15 protein-coding genes are annotated in these 14,376 nt (G+C 62.4%); 9 read left to right on the forward strand and 6 right to left on the reverse strand.

Going from position 1 to position 14,376, the window contains the following annotated elements; translation table 11 throughout:
* The first annotated feature begins 40 nt into the window (after nucleotides 1–40).
* From IPM27_08595 to ubiA, 4 genes are all read left to right on the forward strand, one after another.
* A complete protein-coding gene (locus IPM27_08595) occupies nucleotides 41–427 on the forward strand; it encodes a RidA family protein (GenBank protein ID MBK9161610.1) in 387 nt (128 codons plus the stop codon).
* Nucleotides 424–2,544, forward strand: coding sequence for an ATP-dependent DNA helicase RecG (gene recG / locus IPM27_08600; protein ID MBK9161611.1), 2,121 nt, complete (start codon nucleotides 424–426; stop codon nucleotides 2,542–2,544). The genes IPM27_08595 and recG overlap by 4 nt, the downstream gene beginning before the upstream one ends.
* Nucleotides 2,525–3,121: a chorismate lyase gene (locus IPM27_08605; protein ID MBK9161612.1), complete on the forward strand. Its 597-nt coding sequence runs from the start codon at nucleotides 2,525–2,527 to the stop codon at nucleotides 3,119–3,121. Before recG ends, IPM27_08605 begins: the two co-directional genes overlap by 20 nt.
* Before the next feature lie 65 nt (nucleotides 3,122–3,186).
* Nucleotides 3,187–4,050, forward strand: coding sequence for a 4-hydroxybenzoate octaprenyltransferase (gene ubiA, locus IPM27_08610; GenBank protein MBK9161613.1), 864 nt, complete (start codon nucleotides 3,187–3,189; stop codon nucleotides 4,048–4,050).
* A 16-nt stretch (nucleotides 4,051–4,066) separates the two neighbouring features.
* Here ubiA and IPM27_08615 read toward each other — a convergent pair whose 3' ends face one another.
* Nucleotides 4,067–4,810 (reverse strand): hypothetical protein, encoded by a 744-nt coding sequence (locus IPM27_08615; protein MBK9161614.1) that lies wholly within the window; start codon nucleotides 4,808–4,810, stop codon nucleotides 4,067–4,069.
* 165 nt (nucleotides 4,811–4,975) lie between these two features.
* On the opposite strand from IPM27_08615, the gene fur reads away from it, so the two are divergent.
* Complete coding sequence (gene fur / locus IPM27_08620) at nucleotides 4,976–5,401, forward strand: ferric iron uptake transcriptional regulator (GenBank protein MBK9161615.1); 426 nt, start codon at nucleotides 4,976–4,978, stop codon at nucleotides 5,399–5,401.
* A 178-nt stretch (nucleotides 5,402–5,579) separates the two neighbouring features.
* Here the strand turns inward: fur and IPM27_08625 are convergent, their stop codons facing one another.
* Complete coding sequence (locus tag IPM27_08625) at nucleotides 5,580–6,482, reverse strand: LysR family transcriptional regulator (GenBank protein ID MBK9161616.1); 903 nt, start codon at nucleotides 6,480–6,482, stop codon at nucleotides 5,580–5,582.
* Between the two features lie 89 nt (nucleotides 6,483–6,571).
* Here IPM27_08625 and IPM27_08630 point away from each other — a divergent pair, with 89 nt between their 5' ends.
* Both IPM27_08630 and IPM27_08635 read left to right on the forward strand, forming a co-directional pair.
* The gene (locus IPM27_08630) at nucleotides 6,572–7,438 is read left to right on the forward strand and encodes a pirin family protein (protein MBK9161617.1); all 867 of its coding nucleotides are present in this window, start codon (nucleotides 6,572–6,574) and stop codon (nucleotides 7,436–7,438) included.
* A 41-nt stretch (nucleotides 7,439–7,479) separates the two neighbouring features.
* On the forward strand, nucleotides 7,480–8,547 hold the full coding sequence (locus IPM27_08635) for an alkene reductase (GenBank protein ID MBK9161618.1): 1,068 nt from the start codon (nucleotides 7,480–7,482) through the stop codon (nucleotides 8,545–8,547).
* A 444-nt stretch (nucleotides 8,548–8,991) separates the two neighbouring features.
* Here IPM27_08635 and IPM27_08640 read toward each other — a convergent pair whose 3' ends face one another.
* The 3 genes from IPM27_08640 to katG all read right to left on the reverse strand — a co-directional run bounded on the left by IPM27_08640 (nucleotide 8,992) and on the right by katG (nucleotide 11,906).
* Complete coding sequence (locus IPM27_08640; GenBank protein ID MBK9161619.1) at nucleotides 8,992–9,474, reverse strand: DNA starvation/stationary phase protection protein; 483 nt, start codon at nucleotides 9,472–9,474, stop codon at nucleotides 8,992–8,994.
* A complete protein-coding gene (locus IPM27_08645) occupies nucleotides 9,471–9,626 on the reverse strand; it encodes a hypothetical protein (GenBank protein ID MBK9161620.1) in 156 nt (51 codons plus the stop codon). The genes IPM27_08640 and IPM27_08645 overlap by 4 nt, the downstream gene beginning before the upstream one ends.
* Nucleotides 9,627–9,716: 90 nt before the next feature.
* Entirely contained in the window at nucleotides 9,717–11,906 is a 2,190-nt protein-coding gene (gene katG, locus IPM27_08650) for a catalase/peroxidase HPI (GenBank protein MBK9161621.1), read from the reverse strand.
* Nucleotides 11,907–12,028: 122 nt separating this feature from the next.
* Here katG and IPM27_08655 point away from each other — a divergent pair, with 122 nt between their 5' ends.
* Nucleotides 12,029–12,931: a hydrogen peroxide-inducible genes activator gene (locus tag IPM27_08655; protein ID MBK9161622.1), complete on the forward strand. Its 903-nt coding sequence runs from the start codon at nucleotides 12,029–12,031 to the stop codon at nucleotides 12,929–12,931.
* Nucleotides 12,932–13,092: 161 nt separating this feature from the next.
* A complete protein-coding gene (locus IPM27_08660; protein MBK9161623.1) occupies nucleotides 13,093–13,737 on the forward strand; it encodes a class I SAM-dependent methyltransferase in 645 nt (214 codons plus the stop codon).
* On the opposite strand, the gene IPM27_08665 is transcribed toward IPM27_08660, so the two are convergent.
* The gene (locus IPM27_08665; GenBank protein MBK9161624.1) at nucleotides 13,713–14,333 is read right to left on the reverse strand and encodes a class I SAM-dependent methyltransferase; all 621 of its coding nucleotides are present in this window, start codon (nucleotides 14,331–14,333) and stop codon (nucleotides 13,713–13,715) included. The two genes, IPM27_08660 and IPM27_08665, sit on opposite strands and share 25 nt — an antisense overlap.
* Between the last annotated feature and the right edge of the window lie 43 nt (nucleotides 14,334–14,376).

Genomic DNA, 14,376 nt, shown 5'->3' on the forward strand with positions numbered 1-14,376 from the left:
CGCGCCGTTCAGGCGCGGGCCTGTTTTATAAGGAGTGAACATGGCAAACAAGCAATTCATCCAGACTCCCGATGCGCCGGCGGCGATCGGCACCTATTCGCAGGCCATCCGTGTCGGCGATACCGTATACCTGTCCGGGCAGATCGGCCTCGACCCGACCACCATGCATATGGCGGAAGACATCGAGGCACAGATCCACCGCGTGTTCCAGAACCTGCGCGCGGTATCGCTTGCCGCCGACGGCAGCTTCGACGACCTGGTGAAGCTGAACGTCTACCTCACCGACCTCAAGCATTTCGCCAAGGTGAACGAGATCATGGCGAGCTACTTCCGGCAGCCCTATCCGGCACGTGCCGCAGTGGGCGTGGCCGCGTTGCCGCGCGGCGCGCTGGTAGAGATGGACGGGATCCTCGTTCTGCAGGATTGAGCGCACCGCTCAAAATCGCGCCGGCCACGCTGGCAAAACTGGCCCGGCTCGGCATCCACCACCGCGCCGACCTGTTGCTGCACTTGCCGTTGCGCTATGAGGACGAGACGCATCTCGCGCCGATCGCCTCGGTGCAACCGGGCATGGCGGCACAGGTGCAGGGCGTCATCACCCACAGCGAAGTCGCCTTCCGTCCGCGCCGCACACTGGTATGCCGATTGCGCGACGGCGGCGGGGAGCTGACCCTGCGCTTTTTGAACTTCTATCCCAGCCAGCAGAAACAGCTCGCCGAAGGCCGGCAGATACGCGCCATCGGTGAGGTGCGCATGGGCTATTACGGGCTGGAGATGGTGCATCCGAAATGCCGTGCGGTGGAAGAGGATACACCACTGGAGCAGAGCCTGACGCCGGTCTATCCGACCACCGCCGGGCTGGGCCAGGCCGTGCTGCGCAAGCTGATCGGCAATGCACTGGAAACCATCCCGCTCGCCGATACCCTCCCTGCGGCGCTGCTCGAACGGCTGCGCCTCGGTAATTTTGGCGACAGCCTGCGCCTGCTGCACAACCCGTCTCCGGACATCTCTGCCGCCACACTGGAAGCGCGCAGCCACGCCGCCTGGCGGCGCATCAAGTTCGACGAGCTGCTGGCGCAGCAACTTTCGATGCGCGCGCACCACCGGGAGCGCAGCAAGCGTATCGCCCCCGCCCTGCCTGCACAGGATGGTCTTACGCGGGCCTTGCTGTCCAAGCTGCCGTTCCGGCTTACCGGTGCGCAGTTGAAGGTATGGCACGAGATCGCCCACGATCTGGCGCGACCGCACCCGATGCAGCGCCTGCTGCTGGGCGACGTGGGCAGCGGCAAGACCATCGTTGCCGCACTCGCCGCGCTACAGGCCATCGAGAACGGCTACCAGGTCGCGTTCATGGCGCCGACCGAGATCCTCGCCGAACAGCATTATCTGAAACTGCACGAATGGCTGGCGCCGCTGGGCATAACACCGGCGTGGCTGTCCGGCAGCCTGAAAAAGAAAGACAAGACCGCCGCCGCCGAACGGATCGCGGCGGGCGACACCCCGCTCGCCATCGGTACTCATGCGCTGTTCCAGAAGGATGTCGAGTTCCGGAATCTCGGTCTTGCCATCGTCGACGAGCAGCACAAGTTCGGGGTGCAGCAGCGGCTGGCGCTGCGCAACAAGGGCAGGGCGGTTATTGCGTCGGAGATAGAGTCGGAGGCAGATAATGTTTCTACCCTCTCCCCGGCCCTCCCCCTGCAAGGGGGAGGGGGCGTTATGCAGGAACCCCACCAATTGATGATGAGCGCGACCCCGATCCCGCGCACGCTGGCGATGAGCTATTACGCCGACCTCGACGTGTCGGTGATCGACGAACTGCCGCCGGGGCGCACGCCCGTCGCCACAAAACTGGTCAGCGATACGCGGCGCGACGAAGTCTTTGAGCGCGTGCGTACCGCGTGCATGGAGGGGCGTCAGGCCTACTGGGTGTGCCCGCTGATCGACGAATCGGAAGCGTTGCAGCTTCAGACCGCGCTGGAAACCCACGCCACGCTGGCGCAGATCTTCCCCGGGTTGCGCATCGGCCTGGTACACGGCAAACTCGCCAATGACGAAAAGGCCGCAACGATGGCCGCGTTCAAGGCGGGCGAGTTGCAACTGCTGGTTGCGACCACGGTGATCGAAGTCGGCGTGGATGTGCCCAACGCCAGCCTGATGGTGATCGACCACGCCGAGCGCATGGGGCTGGCGCAATTGCACCAGTTGCGCGGCCGGGTCGGGCGCGGCGCGACGGAAAGCATGTGTGTGCTGCTGTTCCAGCAGCCGCTGTCGGAACTGGCGCGCGAGCGGCTGAAAGTCATCTATGAGAACACGGACGGCTTCGTCATCGCGCAGCAGGATCTGCGGTTGCGCGGCCCCGGCGAACTGCTCGGCGCGCGGCAGAGCGGCGTGGCGATGCTGCGCTTCGCCGATATCGATGCGGACGAGGATCTGCTGGAGCTGGCACGGCAGGTATCCGGCGAACTGCTGCGCGATTTTCCCGATGCGGCGCGGGCGCATTTGAAACGATGGATGGCAAACAAGCATGACTACCTGCACGTCTGACCGGTTCTGGCATCGCGCCGTCATCGGCTGCGAGAATGAGATGGCTCCCTGGCTGCGCGACCACGGCTCGCTCACCCGGCGCATCCAGCAGCGTTGCACGCAATTTGCCGTGAAGCCGGTGCGCAGCGGACTGGCGCGCATCGCCTGCGACGAGGCGGCCGTGCTGGGCATCGCGCTGCACCGGCTGGCTTATTCGAGGGAAGTGTTCCTGCATGCAGACGGTCGGCCCGTGGTATTCGCGCACAGCGCCTGCCACGAGGGCGACCTGCGCGGCGCGTGGCGGGCGATGCAGGGATTGGGCAGCCGCTCGCTCGGCAGCCTGCTGTTCGCCCATCCGCAGGTGGTGCGCCATCCGCTGCATTACGCCGCGCTGCGGCCCCATCATCCGCTCTACCAGAGCGCCGTGAGCGCAATCGGGTCCCGCCCGGAAAGATTGTGGGCGCGCCGCTCGCTGTTCAACCTGCATGGCGCGCCGCTGCTGGTGACCGAAGTGTTCCTGCCGGGGATTTTGAAACTGGGAGACAGGTTGCAGGATACGGGATACAGTAAAGCGGCTTGCCTGAATCCTGAATCCTGAATCCTGAATCCTGAATCCTGAATCCTGAATCCTGAATCCTGAATCCTGAATCCTGAATCCTGAAAATGAATCTCGCAGAACGCATCCCTCTATATATCCAGCTCACCCGGCTGCATCGTCCCATCGGCATCCTGCTGCTGCTGTGGCCGACGCTGTGGGGGGTGTGGATCGCGGGCGCCGGTCATCCGGCGTGGCACATCGTGGCGATCTTCGCGCTCGGCACCGCGTTGATGCGCTCGGCGGGGTGTGCCGTGAACGATTATGCTGACCGCCATATCGACAAGCATGTGAAGCGTACCCAGGACAGGCCGCTCACCAGCGGAAAGGTCAGCGAACGCGAAACCCTGTGGCTGGCGGTGGCATTGGCGTTCCTTGCTTTCCTGCTGATCCTGCCGCTCAACCCGCTGACCTGGATGTTGTCCTTTCCCGCCGTGTTCCTCGCCGCGAGCTACCCGTTCACCAAGCGATTCTTCGCCATTCCCCAGGCCTATCTGGGCATCGCCTTCGGTTTCGGCATCCCGATGGCGTTTGCGGCCACGCTGGGCCATGTGCCGCCGCTGGCCTGGGTGCTGCTGCTCGCCAACGTGTTCTGGGCCATCGCCTACGACACCGAATACGCGATGGTGGATCGCGATGACGACATCCATCTCGGCATCCATTCCTCGGCGCTGTTGTTCGGCAGATACGACGTGATTGCGGTGATGGGTTGTTATGCCATCACGCTGGGTCTTCTTGTTGCGGTGGGGCAAATGGCGGGATTGGGGTGGTTCTACTACGCCGGTTTGCTGACCGCGGCGGGTATCGCGCTGTACCACTACCGCCTCATTCGTGAACGCAAACGCGAAGACTGCTTCAAGGCCTTCCTGCACAACAACTGGTTTGGCGCGGCGGTGTTCGCCGGGGTGGCCGCCGAATATCTGCTGCGCTGATTCCCGGCGTGCGCCATCAGAATTCGTATTCGAGCTGCATCCGGAAGGTCTGACCGGGCGCGGCATTGCTGATGCCGAAGAGCGATGCGGCATTGACCTTTACTTCCTGTCCCTCGGCGAGTTCGATTTTCCCGAACAGCACGATCCCGGCGCGATGATTCTGGTTGGCGCGGGCATCCCAGTCATTCCATTTTCCCATTTCGCCCATACCTTGCAGGCCAAAACCGAAAGTCGGGCGCAGGCGGTATCTGGCTTGCCACTGGTAGCCGATGTTCGTCACAAAGGGCACGCCCTGTTCGTCCGCCTGGCCGAAGGCGCGTTCGAACAGCACGTTTCCGTTCAACTGCAATTTGCCGAAGTCCGATTGCAGCAGGGGGCCGAATTTGATCTCCGAGGGCCCGTTGCCGCTGATCGGCGATTCCACTTCGGTGATGAATCCGAAGTCCACCGGGTAGGCGCCTGCCTTGCCCAGATGAAACTTGTTCTCCCATTCGGCGATCGTCAGGCTCTGATTGCCGTTGTGTTCCTGCTTCAGGCTGATGGCGCTGTACCAATGCTCGCTCATGCCATAGCCCAACCCCACCGCGAATGCCGTAAAGCGTTCTCCTGCCGGCGAGCGGTTCGTGCCGTAGTTCACTTCCATCTCATACACCCCCTGTTCAACCTTGGGTGTAAAGACATAGCTGGCGGGGCCGGCGGTCGCCAAGCCTGCATGCAGGCCGATCCCGACCGTTCCAAACCATAGTGCGATGCGCTTCATCATGCGAATGTCTCCAGTCAAAAAGTTTGCGAACGATAACCATTCTCATTTGAGAATGCAACTGGTTATCAAAATTGGAGAGCGGGATGGCAAGGGAGGTAGAATCAGGACACTTGTGGCATCGATGCCAAAAATATCCATCCAATGTCAGATTCTGGAGCCGCCATGCACAAACCGGAGCACCTGAAAAATGCCGGGCTGAAGTCCACCCTCCCCAGGCTGAAAGTGTTGCAGTTGTTTGAAGCCAGCCAGGAACACCACTTGAGCGCGGAAGATGTGTATAAATCGCTGGCCAGTTCGGGTGAGATGGTCAGCCTCGCCACCGTATATCGCGTGCTGACGCAATTCCAGCAGGCGGGATTGCTGGTACAGCACCATTTTGAAAGCGGGAGGTCGGTATTCGAGTTGAATAGCGGCGAGCACCATGACCACATCGTGTGTTTGCAGTGTGGTCATGTGGAAGAGTTTTTCGATGACGCCATCGAGACGCGACAGGAAAAGATCGCGACCGAACGCGGATTTGTCATTCGTGACCACGCGCTTCATATCTACGCGGACTGCACCCGAAAAAAATGCCCGCACAGGAAATGAGCGCGTCGGGAAAGATCGTCAGCGGTAGTGTTGGGTCTGCCCATCGTCAAGCGAATCGCTGCGATCCATGCCGCAGAACCCCCTGCAACAAAGCGGCAATGGGCTGGAAATCCGGGTGATTTTTAAAGCATCAATCTGGCGTGCAGTCTGAAACACCTGCCTTGAAAGAAATACGACCTTACGGTCTGATGAACTGTTCCAGATGCGCAAGGAAGGCGCGTGTCTTGGCCGGCAGGTAGCGCCGCATCGGCATCACCGCCCATGCCGGAACGGTCGGCAACGACCAATCCGGCAGCACTCTCACGAGCCGCTTGAGCTTCACGTCTTCTGCCGCGAACTGGCACGGCAGTGCGCCGATGCCCGCGCCGTCAAGCAATAGCTGCTGTATCACGTCCATTGAATTCAAGGTGAGCCTGCCGGGTGGCGTCCCTTCCCAGACCGCCTTGTCATGCATCAACTTCCAGGTGACTGCCGTTCCGCGCCCCGACATCAGGCGCACCGCAGCATGACGCGCGAGGTCGTCGGGGTGGTTCGGCGCAGGGCGCAGCGCAAGATAGATCGGGCTGGCGTAAAGGCCGAAGCATTGCTCGTCTATCTTGCGTACCACCAGTGCCGAATCGTTATCCAGCGTTCCCATGCGTATCGCCAGATCGAAGTGTTCACCGATCAGGTCGACGCGCCGCGAAGTCATGTCGAGTTCGAGCTGTATCTCCGGGTAAGCCTCGACGAAGGTGGCGAAGGCCCGCGAAAAATTCAGCTTGGCATATTCGCCCGGCATGGAAACACGCAATCGTCCGCGCGGTTTCGTTTCCTGGCTGCGCACGAAATCATGGGTTGCGGCGACTTCTTCCGTCACGCGTCGGCAATGGTCGAGGAATTCCCGGCCGAAATCGGTGAGCGTCAAGCGGCGCGTGGTGCGCAACAGCAGGCGTTGTCCCAGGGCCGCCTCAAGGTTCGTCAGGCGCCGGGAGACCGTGGCCTTGGGCATGCCGAGGTGCCCGGCGGCGCGAACCATGCTCTCTTGTTCGGCGATGGTGGCGAACAGGATGTAATCATCGGCAGAGATGTTCTTTTGTGCCATATATGGAATAGTCTATCTTGGTTGCGGGGGTTTATCTATCATATTGAGCCGCATATGATGTATTCACATTACGGATTTGGGGGGGCATCATGAACACCGCACAAGCAGTCGTACTGAAAGCATCGCGCGGCATCGAACGCATCGTCGAAGGCATCGCCACCAGCGACGGCGCGGGCGTGAGCCTGACACGCGTGCTTACCGGGAAATTGCAACGCCGCCTCGATCCGTTCCTGATGCTGGACGCGTTCGGCAGCGACGACCCGGACGATTACATCGCGGGCTTTCCCGACCATCCGCATCGCGGCTTCGAGACCATCACTTACATGCTCGCGGGCCGTATGCGCCACAAGGACAGCGCGGGGCATGAGGGCCTGCTGGAGAACGGCGGCGTGCAATGGATGACCGCCGGGCGCGGCGTGATCCATTCCGAGATCCCGGAACAGCAGGATGGCGTGATGGAGGGCTTCCAGCTCTGGCTCAACCTGCCGTCGCAGCGCAAGATGGGCGAGCCGTGGTACCGCGATTTCCCGAGCGCGGAGATTCCAGAATATGTGACCGCCGGGAACGTCACCGTGCGCGTGATCGCGGGCACGAGCAACGGCGTGGCGGGGGCGGTGACGCGGGAAGTGACCGAACCGTTATATCTCGACATCCATCTTCCGGCAGGCGCATCGTTCTCGACCGCGCTGCCCGTTACGCATAACGCCTTCCTCTATGTCTATCGCGGTGCGGTACAGGTCGGCGGAACACGGGTGGATGCCGCGCGCATGGGGATACTGGAAAACGATCCGGGAGCGGACGGTGTGGCGATCGCCGCAACGGAAACTGCGCGCCTGATCCTGGTCGCCGGCAAGCCGCTGAACGAACCCATCGTGCAATACGGCCCGTTCGTGATGAACACCGAGCAGGAGATCCATCAGGCGATCGGCGATTTCCGTGCCGGACGTTTTGCCTGAAATACGCAATATATTGAATAACCACAGTCAAGGAGCATGAAATGAACAACACGCTGTTTACCCCCATCACCCTCGGCGAACTGCAACTGAAGAACCGCATCGTCATGGCGCCGATGACGCGCTCGCGCGCCATCGGCAATGTCCCGAACGAGTTGGTGGCCAAGTATTACCGTCTGCGTGCCGACGCCGGGCTCCTCATCACCGAAGGCACGTCGCCGTCCCCAAACGGTCTGGGTTATGCGCGCATCCCCGGCATCTTCTCAGAAGCGCAGGTGCAGGGCTGGCGCCAGGTGACCGATGCCGTGCACGACGCGGGCGGCAGGATATTCGTGCAACTGATGCATACCGGGCGCGTCAGCCATCCGGCGAACATGGCGGAGGGAACGCGGATCCTGGCGCCGTCCGCACTGGCGCTGGCGGGCGACATGTGGACTGATGGCGGCGGCATGCAGCCCTATCCCGTTCCGGCCGAGATGGATGAGGCCGACATCGCCGCTGCCATCGGCGAATACGCGCAGGCCTGCCAGAACGCGATCAGGGCCGGATTCGACGGCATCGAGCTGCATGCGGCGAACGGCTACCTGATCGACCAGTTCCTGAACACCGCCACCAACCGGCGCACCGACCGCTGGGGCGGCAGCATCGAGAATCGCATCCGCTTCGCGGTGGAAGTGGCAAAGGCCGCCGTTGCCGCGGTGGGCGCAGGACACATCGGCATGCGCGTCTCGCCCTATGGTGTATTCAACGGCGCCGCACCGGATGCCGAAATGGATGCGATGTACCTGCGCCTGGTCGAGGAATTGAACCGGTTGGGGCTGGTTTACATCCATATCGTCGACCACAGTGCGATGGGTGCGCCGGAAGTCAGCCCCGCATTGAAGGCGCAGATACGCAGTGCGTTCAAGGGCCGGTACATCCTGTCCGGCGGATACGATGCGGTGCGCGCAAATGCAGATCTCGATGCGGGCCGGGGCGACCTGGTGGCGTTCGGCCGCCCGTTCATCTCGAATCCCGACCTGGTGCAAAAACTGCAGAGTGGAGCTGCCCTCACGCCGCCAGATTTCGACACGTTCTATACGCCGGGCGAGAAGGGTTATACGGATTACTGATCATCCGGCCGCCGCATGAGTCTTCGCCGAAAGAATGCGTGAGGATCGCAGTACTCGATTGAGCAGTTCACTCCTCTAACAGGCTGCGTAACATCCATGCATTCATTTGGTTCCGACATCACGCGGCAATGAGGCCGCCGCATGAGTCTTCGCCGAAAGAATGCGTGAGGATCGCAGCACTCGATTGAGCAGTTCACTCCTCTAACAGGCTGCGTAACATCCATGCATTCATTTGGTTCCGACATCACGCGGCAATGAGGCCGCCGCATGAGTCTTCGCCGAAAGAATGCGTGAGGATCGCAGTACTCGATTGAGCAGTTCACCCCTCTAACAGGCTGCGTAACATCCATGCATTCATTTGGTTCCGACATCACGCGGCAATGAGGCCGCCGCATGAGTCTCCACCGAAAAAACGCATGGGGGAGGCTTCCGCCTCTCGTTCAATCATTCTTCCAGCAAGCTGCGTAACATCCATGCGTTTTTTTCATGTACTTCCATCCTCGTGGACAAGAGGTCCACGGTAGGCTGGTCACCCGCCTTTTCGGCGACAGGCAGCACTTCGCGCGCAGTGCGCACCACGGTTTCCTGTCCTTCCACCAGTTGCCGGATCATCTCCTTTGCGCTGACGGTGCCGCTGCTGTCCTTGATGCTGGTCAGCGAGGCGAACTCCTTGTAGCTGCCGGGTGCCGGATAGCCCAGCGCGCGGATGCGTTCGGCGATGAGGTCCACCGCGTTCCAGGATTCGGTGTATTGCGTCATGAACATCAGGTGCAATGTCTGGAACATCGGACCGGTGACGTTCCAGTGGAAGTTGTGGGTCTTGAGGTAGAGCGTATAGGTATCGGCCAGCATGCGGCCCAGACCTGCGGCGACCTTCTTGCGATCCTTCTCTGCGATGCCGATATTGATGCCAGGTGACTTGCTCATGATCGTTCTCCTTGTGAGGGGTCGTGCAATTCGCTTCCTGTGTCCTGGCCCGCTGAAAGCCCTTCCAATCCCAACCCCAGCATCACCAGTACCGCCACAAAAGCTTGCACCGACAAAATACCCTGATGAGAAAATTGATGCAATGTGTCCATTGTCTTCTCCTTCGCAAAATTTTGTGCCGTTGCCTGCGTAGCTAAAGGGGAGGGGGCTGGCGCTAAGCCGCCAGCGCCCCTTCGTCCATATCACCCAATATCGAAGCGATCGAGATTCATCACCTTGTCCCAGGCCGCGACGAAATCGCGCACGAACTTTTCCTGTGCGTCGTTCTGGCCATAGACCTCGGCGATGGCGCGCAACTGCGAGTTCGAGCCAAACACCAGATCGGCGCGGGTGGCGGTCCATCTGGCCTTGCCGCTCTTGCGGTCGCGCCCCTCGAACAGGTTCCTCCCGTCATCGACCGGCTTCCACTCGTTACCCATGTCGAGCAGGTTAACGAAGAAGTCGTTGGTCAGCGCGCCCGGCCGGTCGGTGAATACACCATGCCTGCCGCCCCCATGGTTCGCAGCCAGTGCGCGCAGGCCGCCGACAAGCACCGTCATCTCCGGCGCGGTGAGCGTGAGCAGTTGCGCCTTGTCCACCAGCAGCGCCTCGGTGGGCACCTCGGGGAAACGGCCGCTACGGTAGTTGCGGAAGCCGTCGGCGATGGGCTCCAGCGGCGCGAATGAGTCCACATCGGTCTGCTCCTGCGAGGCATCCATGCGGCCCGGGGTGAACGGCACCGTCACGTTCTGACCGGCCTTGCGTGCGGCTTCCTCGACCGCGGCGCAACCCGCCAGCACGATGAGGTCGGCGAGCGAAATCTGCTTGCCGCCGCCGGCCGCGCCGTTGAACCCGGCCTGGATCGCTTCGAGCTTGCCGAGCACCCTGGCGAGCTGTGCCGGCTGGTTGACGTCCCAGTCCTTCATCGGCGCGAGACGGATGCGCGCACCGTTGGCGCCGCCGCGCTTGTCGCTGCCACGGAAGCTTGCGGCCGAGGACCACGCGGTATAGGCCAGTTCCGACACCGAGAGGCCCGAGGCCAGCACCCTGGCCTTGAGCGCAGCCACGTCCTTGTCGTCGACCAGCGGATGGTTCGCGGCGGGGATCGGGTCTTGCCAGATCAGGTCTTCCTGCGGCACTTCGGGGCCGTGATAGCGGGCCTTGGGCCCCATGTCGCGGTGCGTGAGCTTGAACCATGCCCGTGCGAAGGCGTCGGCGAACTCTTCCGGGTTCTTATGGAAGTGCCGCGCGATCTTCTCGTACTCCGGATCCATGCGCATCGCCATATCGGCGTCGGTCATGATGATGGGTGCTTTCTTCGCCGCGTCGTGCGCGTCAGGCGCCATGTTGGCGTCGGTGTGCTGCCTGGGTGTCCACTGGCTCGCGCCGGCGGGGCTCCTGGTCAACTCCCATTCATTGCCGAACAGCATGTCGAGATAGCTCATGTCCCAGCGGGTCGGTGTGGGCGTCCATGAGCCCTCCAGACCGCTGCTGATCAGGTCGCCGCCCTTGCCGGTGCCATGGCTGCTGATCCAGCCGAATCCCTGGTTCTCGATGCCGGCCGCTTCGGGTGCGGGACCGACCCGCGCCGCATCGCCCGCGCCGTGGCATTTGCCGAAGGTGTGGCCGCCGCAGGTCAACGCCACGGTCTCGTAGTCGTTCATCGCCATGCGGGCGAAGGTTTCGCGCACTTCGCGCGCGGACTGCAAGGGGTCGGACTTGCCGCCGGGGCCTTCCGGGTTGACGTAGATCAAGCCCATCTGGACCGAGGCGAGCGGGTTGTCCAGATTGCGCTTGCCGGTGTGGCGCGCATCGCCCAGCCACTCGGTTTCGGAACCCCAGTACACCGACTCGTCGGGCTCGTACACATCGGTACGGCCGCCGGCGAAGCCGAAGGTCTTGAAGCCCATGGATTCCAGCGCGCAGTTGCCGGCCAGCACGATCAGGTCGGCCCAGGAGATCCGGTTGCCGTATTTCTGCTTGACCGGCCATAGCAGGCGGCGTGCTTTGTCCAGGTTGACGTTGTCCGGCCAGGAATTGGTCGGCGCGAAACGCTGCTGGCCCAGACCGGCGCCGCCGCGCCCGTCGCCGATGCGATAGGTGCCGGCCGCGTGCCAGGCCATGCGGATGAACAGCGGGCCGTAGTGGCCGTAATCCGCCGGCCACCAGTCCTGCGAGTCGGTCATCAGTGCGTACAGATCCTTTTTCACCCCGGCAAGGTCGAGCTTGTTGAATTCCTCGGCATAGCTGAACGACGCTTCCATCGGGCTGGTCTCGGGCGCAAACTGGCTCAAGACCTTCAGGTTCAGCTGGTTCGGCCACCAGTCATGGTTGGTTTTCACCGAACCCTCGGCAGCGGTGAAATGGAACGGGCATTTAGATTCGGTCGTCATGTTTCTCTCCTGTGCGGTAGGCGTGGTTCATTCCACGGTTGCAATGTAGGCTCATGCCGGCCATCAATCCAATTGATTGTTCAAAGCAAGGTGATTTACTATGCAAATCACAAGGAGCTGCCATGACCCTCAACGAACTGCGCTTCATCGTCGCCGTCGCACAGGAACTCAACTTCCGCCGCGCGGCGCAGAAGGCCTTCATCAGCCAGCCCGCGCTCTCGCTGGCGATCCGGAAGCTGGAAGACGAGCTCGGCCTGAAGATCTTCGAGCGTGGCAAGAGCGAAGTGACGGTGACACCGGCAGGCGCAGCCATCGTCGAACAGGCGCAGCGTGTGCTGGAGGAGGCCGAGCGCATCCGGGAGATCGCCGCGCAGGGGCGCAACCAGCTCGACGTACCGTTGCGCGTCGGCGTCATCCACAGCGTCGGCCCCTACCTGCTGCCCGACCTCATCCCCGCCCTGAAGAAGCTCGCGCCGCAGATGGCGCTGGAAGTGGAGGAGAACATCACCGCCAACCTCGAGGCGCAACTGCGCAACGGCAAGCTGGATGCCATCCTCATCGCGCTGCCGTTCGGCGATGCGAGCATCCTCACCCGCCCGCTGTACGACGAATCGTTCGAGGTGGTGGTGAGCAGCGACCATCGCTGGGCTGCGCGGCGCAGCATCAAACCCGCCGAACTGGCAGACGAAAAGGTGTTGCTGCTGGATTCCGGCCACTGCTACAGCAATCAGGTGGCCGAGGCCTGCCCGGACAGCCGCAAGAGTTCGGACATGCAGCACGGCACCTCGCTGGAAACCATCCGCAACATGGTGGCATCCGGTCTCGGCATCACCGTGCTGCCCGCCTCGGCCAACAGCGTGCGCTACCGCAGCAAACTGTTGAGCGTGATACCCTTTGCCAAGCCCGTCCCTTCAAGGCGCATCGCGCTGGCCTGGCGCAAGAGCTATGCCCGCACCCAGGCGGTGGAGGCGCTGGCCCGGGCGATCGCACAGGCCAGGGTGACCGGTATCACCCATCTGGAGTGACTATGAGCTCAATTTCATTAGTGCCGTACCAATTCCTTCCCCCTTGCAGGGGGAAAGCCAGGATGGGGGTAGAGTCGATAAGCCTCAACACTTCTACCCCCTCCCCAACCCTCCCCCTGCAAGGGGGAGGGGGTGTTGAAGTGCCCAATTGAGAGATCAAAATGACCAAGCAACCCTACCGCCAAAACCCGCTACTGCGCATGAGCTACAGCCTCATCGCGCCGCTCTATGACCTGGTCATCGAACGCGCGATGCGCGAAGCTCGCCGCACCTCGCTCGCCAGCCTGCCTGCCGATGTGCCGCAGCAGGTACTCATCAGCGGCGCCGGCACCGGCCTCGACCTGCCGCACGCCCCGCGCCTGCATCGCTACACCGCGCTGGATTTCAACCCCGGCATGCTGGCGCGCGCGCGTCCGCGAGGCGGGGAACTGGAAGTGGATTTCGTGCTGGGAGACAGCATGTCGTTGCCGTTCGACGATGCGCAGTTCGATGCCGTCGTGCTGCACCTGATCGTGGCCGTGGTGCCGGAACCGCAGCGCGCTCTGGCCGAAGCCGCGCGCGTCCTGAAGCCGGGCGGCACCATCCTGCTGTTCGACAAGTTCCTGCTACCGGGACAGTTCGCGCCATTGCGCCGTTTGCTCACCCCCCTGTCGCGCCGGATCGCCACGCGCATGGATGTGGTGTTCGAGGAAGTGCTGGCGGCGTCTCCCGATCTGGAAGTGGCGAGCGACACGCCCGCGCTCGGCGGCGGCTGGTTCCGCCGCATCGTGCTGAGGAAGGTTCAGGACGGCGCTCTGCGGCAATAGCAGTAGACGAACTGCTGCACCGCACCGGACGGCGTGTGGTGTGCTTCCTTCTGATGCTTCAGCAGAGTGAATGCCTCGCCGAACTGGTCGTGCAGTTCGTCGGCGCGATAGCGCATCACCGGCAGGCCGCTGCATTGCAGCGGGCCGTCCTCGGCAAAGGTGGCGACGATGACATGGCCGCCCGGCTTCACGGCAGACAGCACCTGTTGTACGTATGCGGTGCGGTCGGCCGGGTCGGTCAGGAAATGGAACACGGCACGGTCATGCCAGATGTCGTAGCGTCGGGCGGGCAGGTCAGCACCGAGGATGTCGGCCTCGATCCAGCGCACCTTCCGTTCGTTCTGGCCCAGTCGCTTGCGCGCCGCATGCAGCGCTGTGCCGGAAAGGTCGAGTACCGTCAGGTCGGTATAGCCGTCCGCCACGAGGTCATCGACCAGCGTGGAGGCGCCGCCGCCCACGTCGATGATACCCGCGTTATGTTTTGCGCCGGTCGACTGGATGAGGTCGAGGGAAAGGGCGGCATGCGGCTGGAACCAGCTTACCGTATCTGCTGCCTTGGCCGAATAAACCTTTTCCCAATGCCCCTTCGATTGCATATTGCCTCCGGTCCGAAAGGTGATTGCCACGATGCGTTCGCGG

The sequence above is a fragment of the Nitrosomonadales bacterium genome (assembly GCA_016716325.1).
GTDB lineage: Bacteria > Pseudomonadota > Gammaproteobacteria > Burkholderiales > Gallionellaceae > Gallionella.

Bases quoted from the DNA above. Each gene is read 5' to 3' on its own strand.
- katG (MBK9161621.1), bottom strand. From the start codon at position 11,906: ATGACGACCGAATCTAAATGCCCGTTCCATTTCACCGCTGCCGAGGGT.
- IPM27_08605 (MBK9161612.1), top strand. From the start codon at position 2,525: ATGACTACCTGCACGTCTGACCGGTTCTGGCATCGCGCCGTCATCGGC.
- IPM27_08615 (MBK9161614.1), bottom strand. From the start codon at position 4,810: ATGAAGCGCATCGCACTATGGTTTGGAACGGTCGGGATCGGCCTGCAT.
- IPM27_08635 (MBK9161618.1), top strand. From the start codon at position 7,480: ATGAACAACACGCTGTTTACCCCCATCACCCTCGGCGAACTGCAACTG.
- IPM27_08630 (MBK9161617.1), top strand. From the start codon at position 6,572: ATGAACACCGCACAAGCAGTCGTACTGAAAGCATCGCGCGGCATCGAA.
- IPM27_08660 (MBK9161623.1), top strand. From the start codon at position 13,093: ATGACCAAGCAACCCTACCGCCAAAACCCGCTACTGCGCATGAGCTAC.
- IPM27_08625 (MBK9161616.1), bottom strand. From the start codon at position 6,482: ATGGCACAAAAGAACATCTCTGCCGATGATTACATCCTGTTCGCCACC.
- fur (MBK9161615.1), top strand. From the start codon at position 4,976: ATGCACAAACCGGAGCACCTGAAAAATGCCGGGCTGAAGTCCACCCTC.
- IPM27_08665 (MBK9161624.1), bottom strand. From the start codon at position 14,333: ATGCAATCGAAGGGGCATTGGGAAAAGGTTTATTCGGCCAAGGCAGCA.
- ubiA (MBK9161613.1), top strand. From the start codon at position 3,187: ATGAATCTCGCAGAACGCATCCCTCTATATATCCAGCTCACCCGGCTG.
- IPM27_08595 (MBK9161610.1), top strand. From the start codon at position 41: ATGGCAAACAAGCAATTCATCCAGACTCCCGATGCGCCGGCGGCGATC.
- IPM27_08640 (MBK9161619.1), bottom strand. From the start codon at position 9,474: ATGAGCAAGTCACCTGGCATCAATATCGGCATCGCAGAGAAGGATCGC.
- IPM27_08655 (MBK9161622.1), top strand. From the start codon at position 12,029: ATGACCCTCAACGAACTGCGCTTCATCGTCGCCGTCGCACAGGAACTC.
- IPM27_08645 (MBK9161620.1), bottom strand. From the start codon at position 9,626: ATGGACACATTGCATCAATTTTCTCATCAGGGTATTTTGTCGGTGCAA.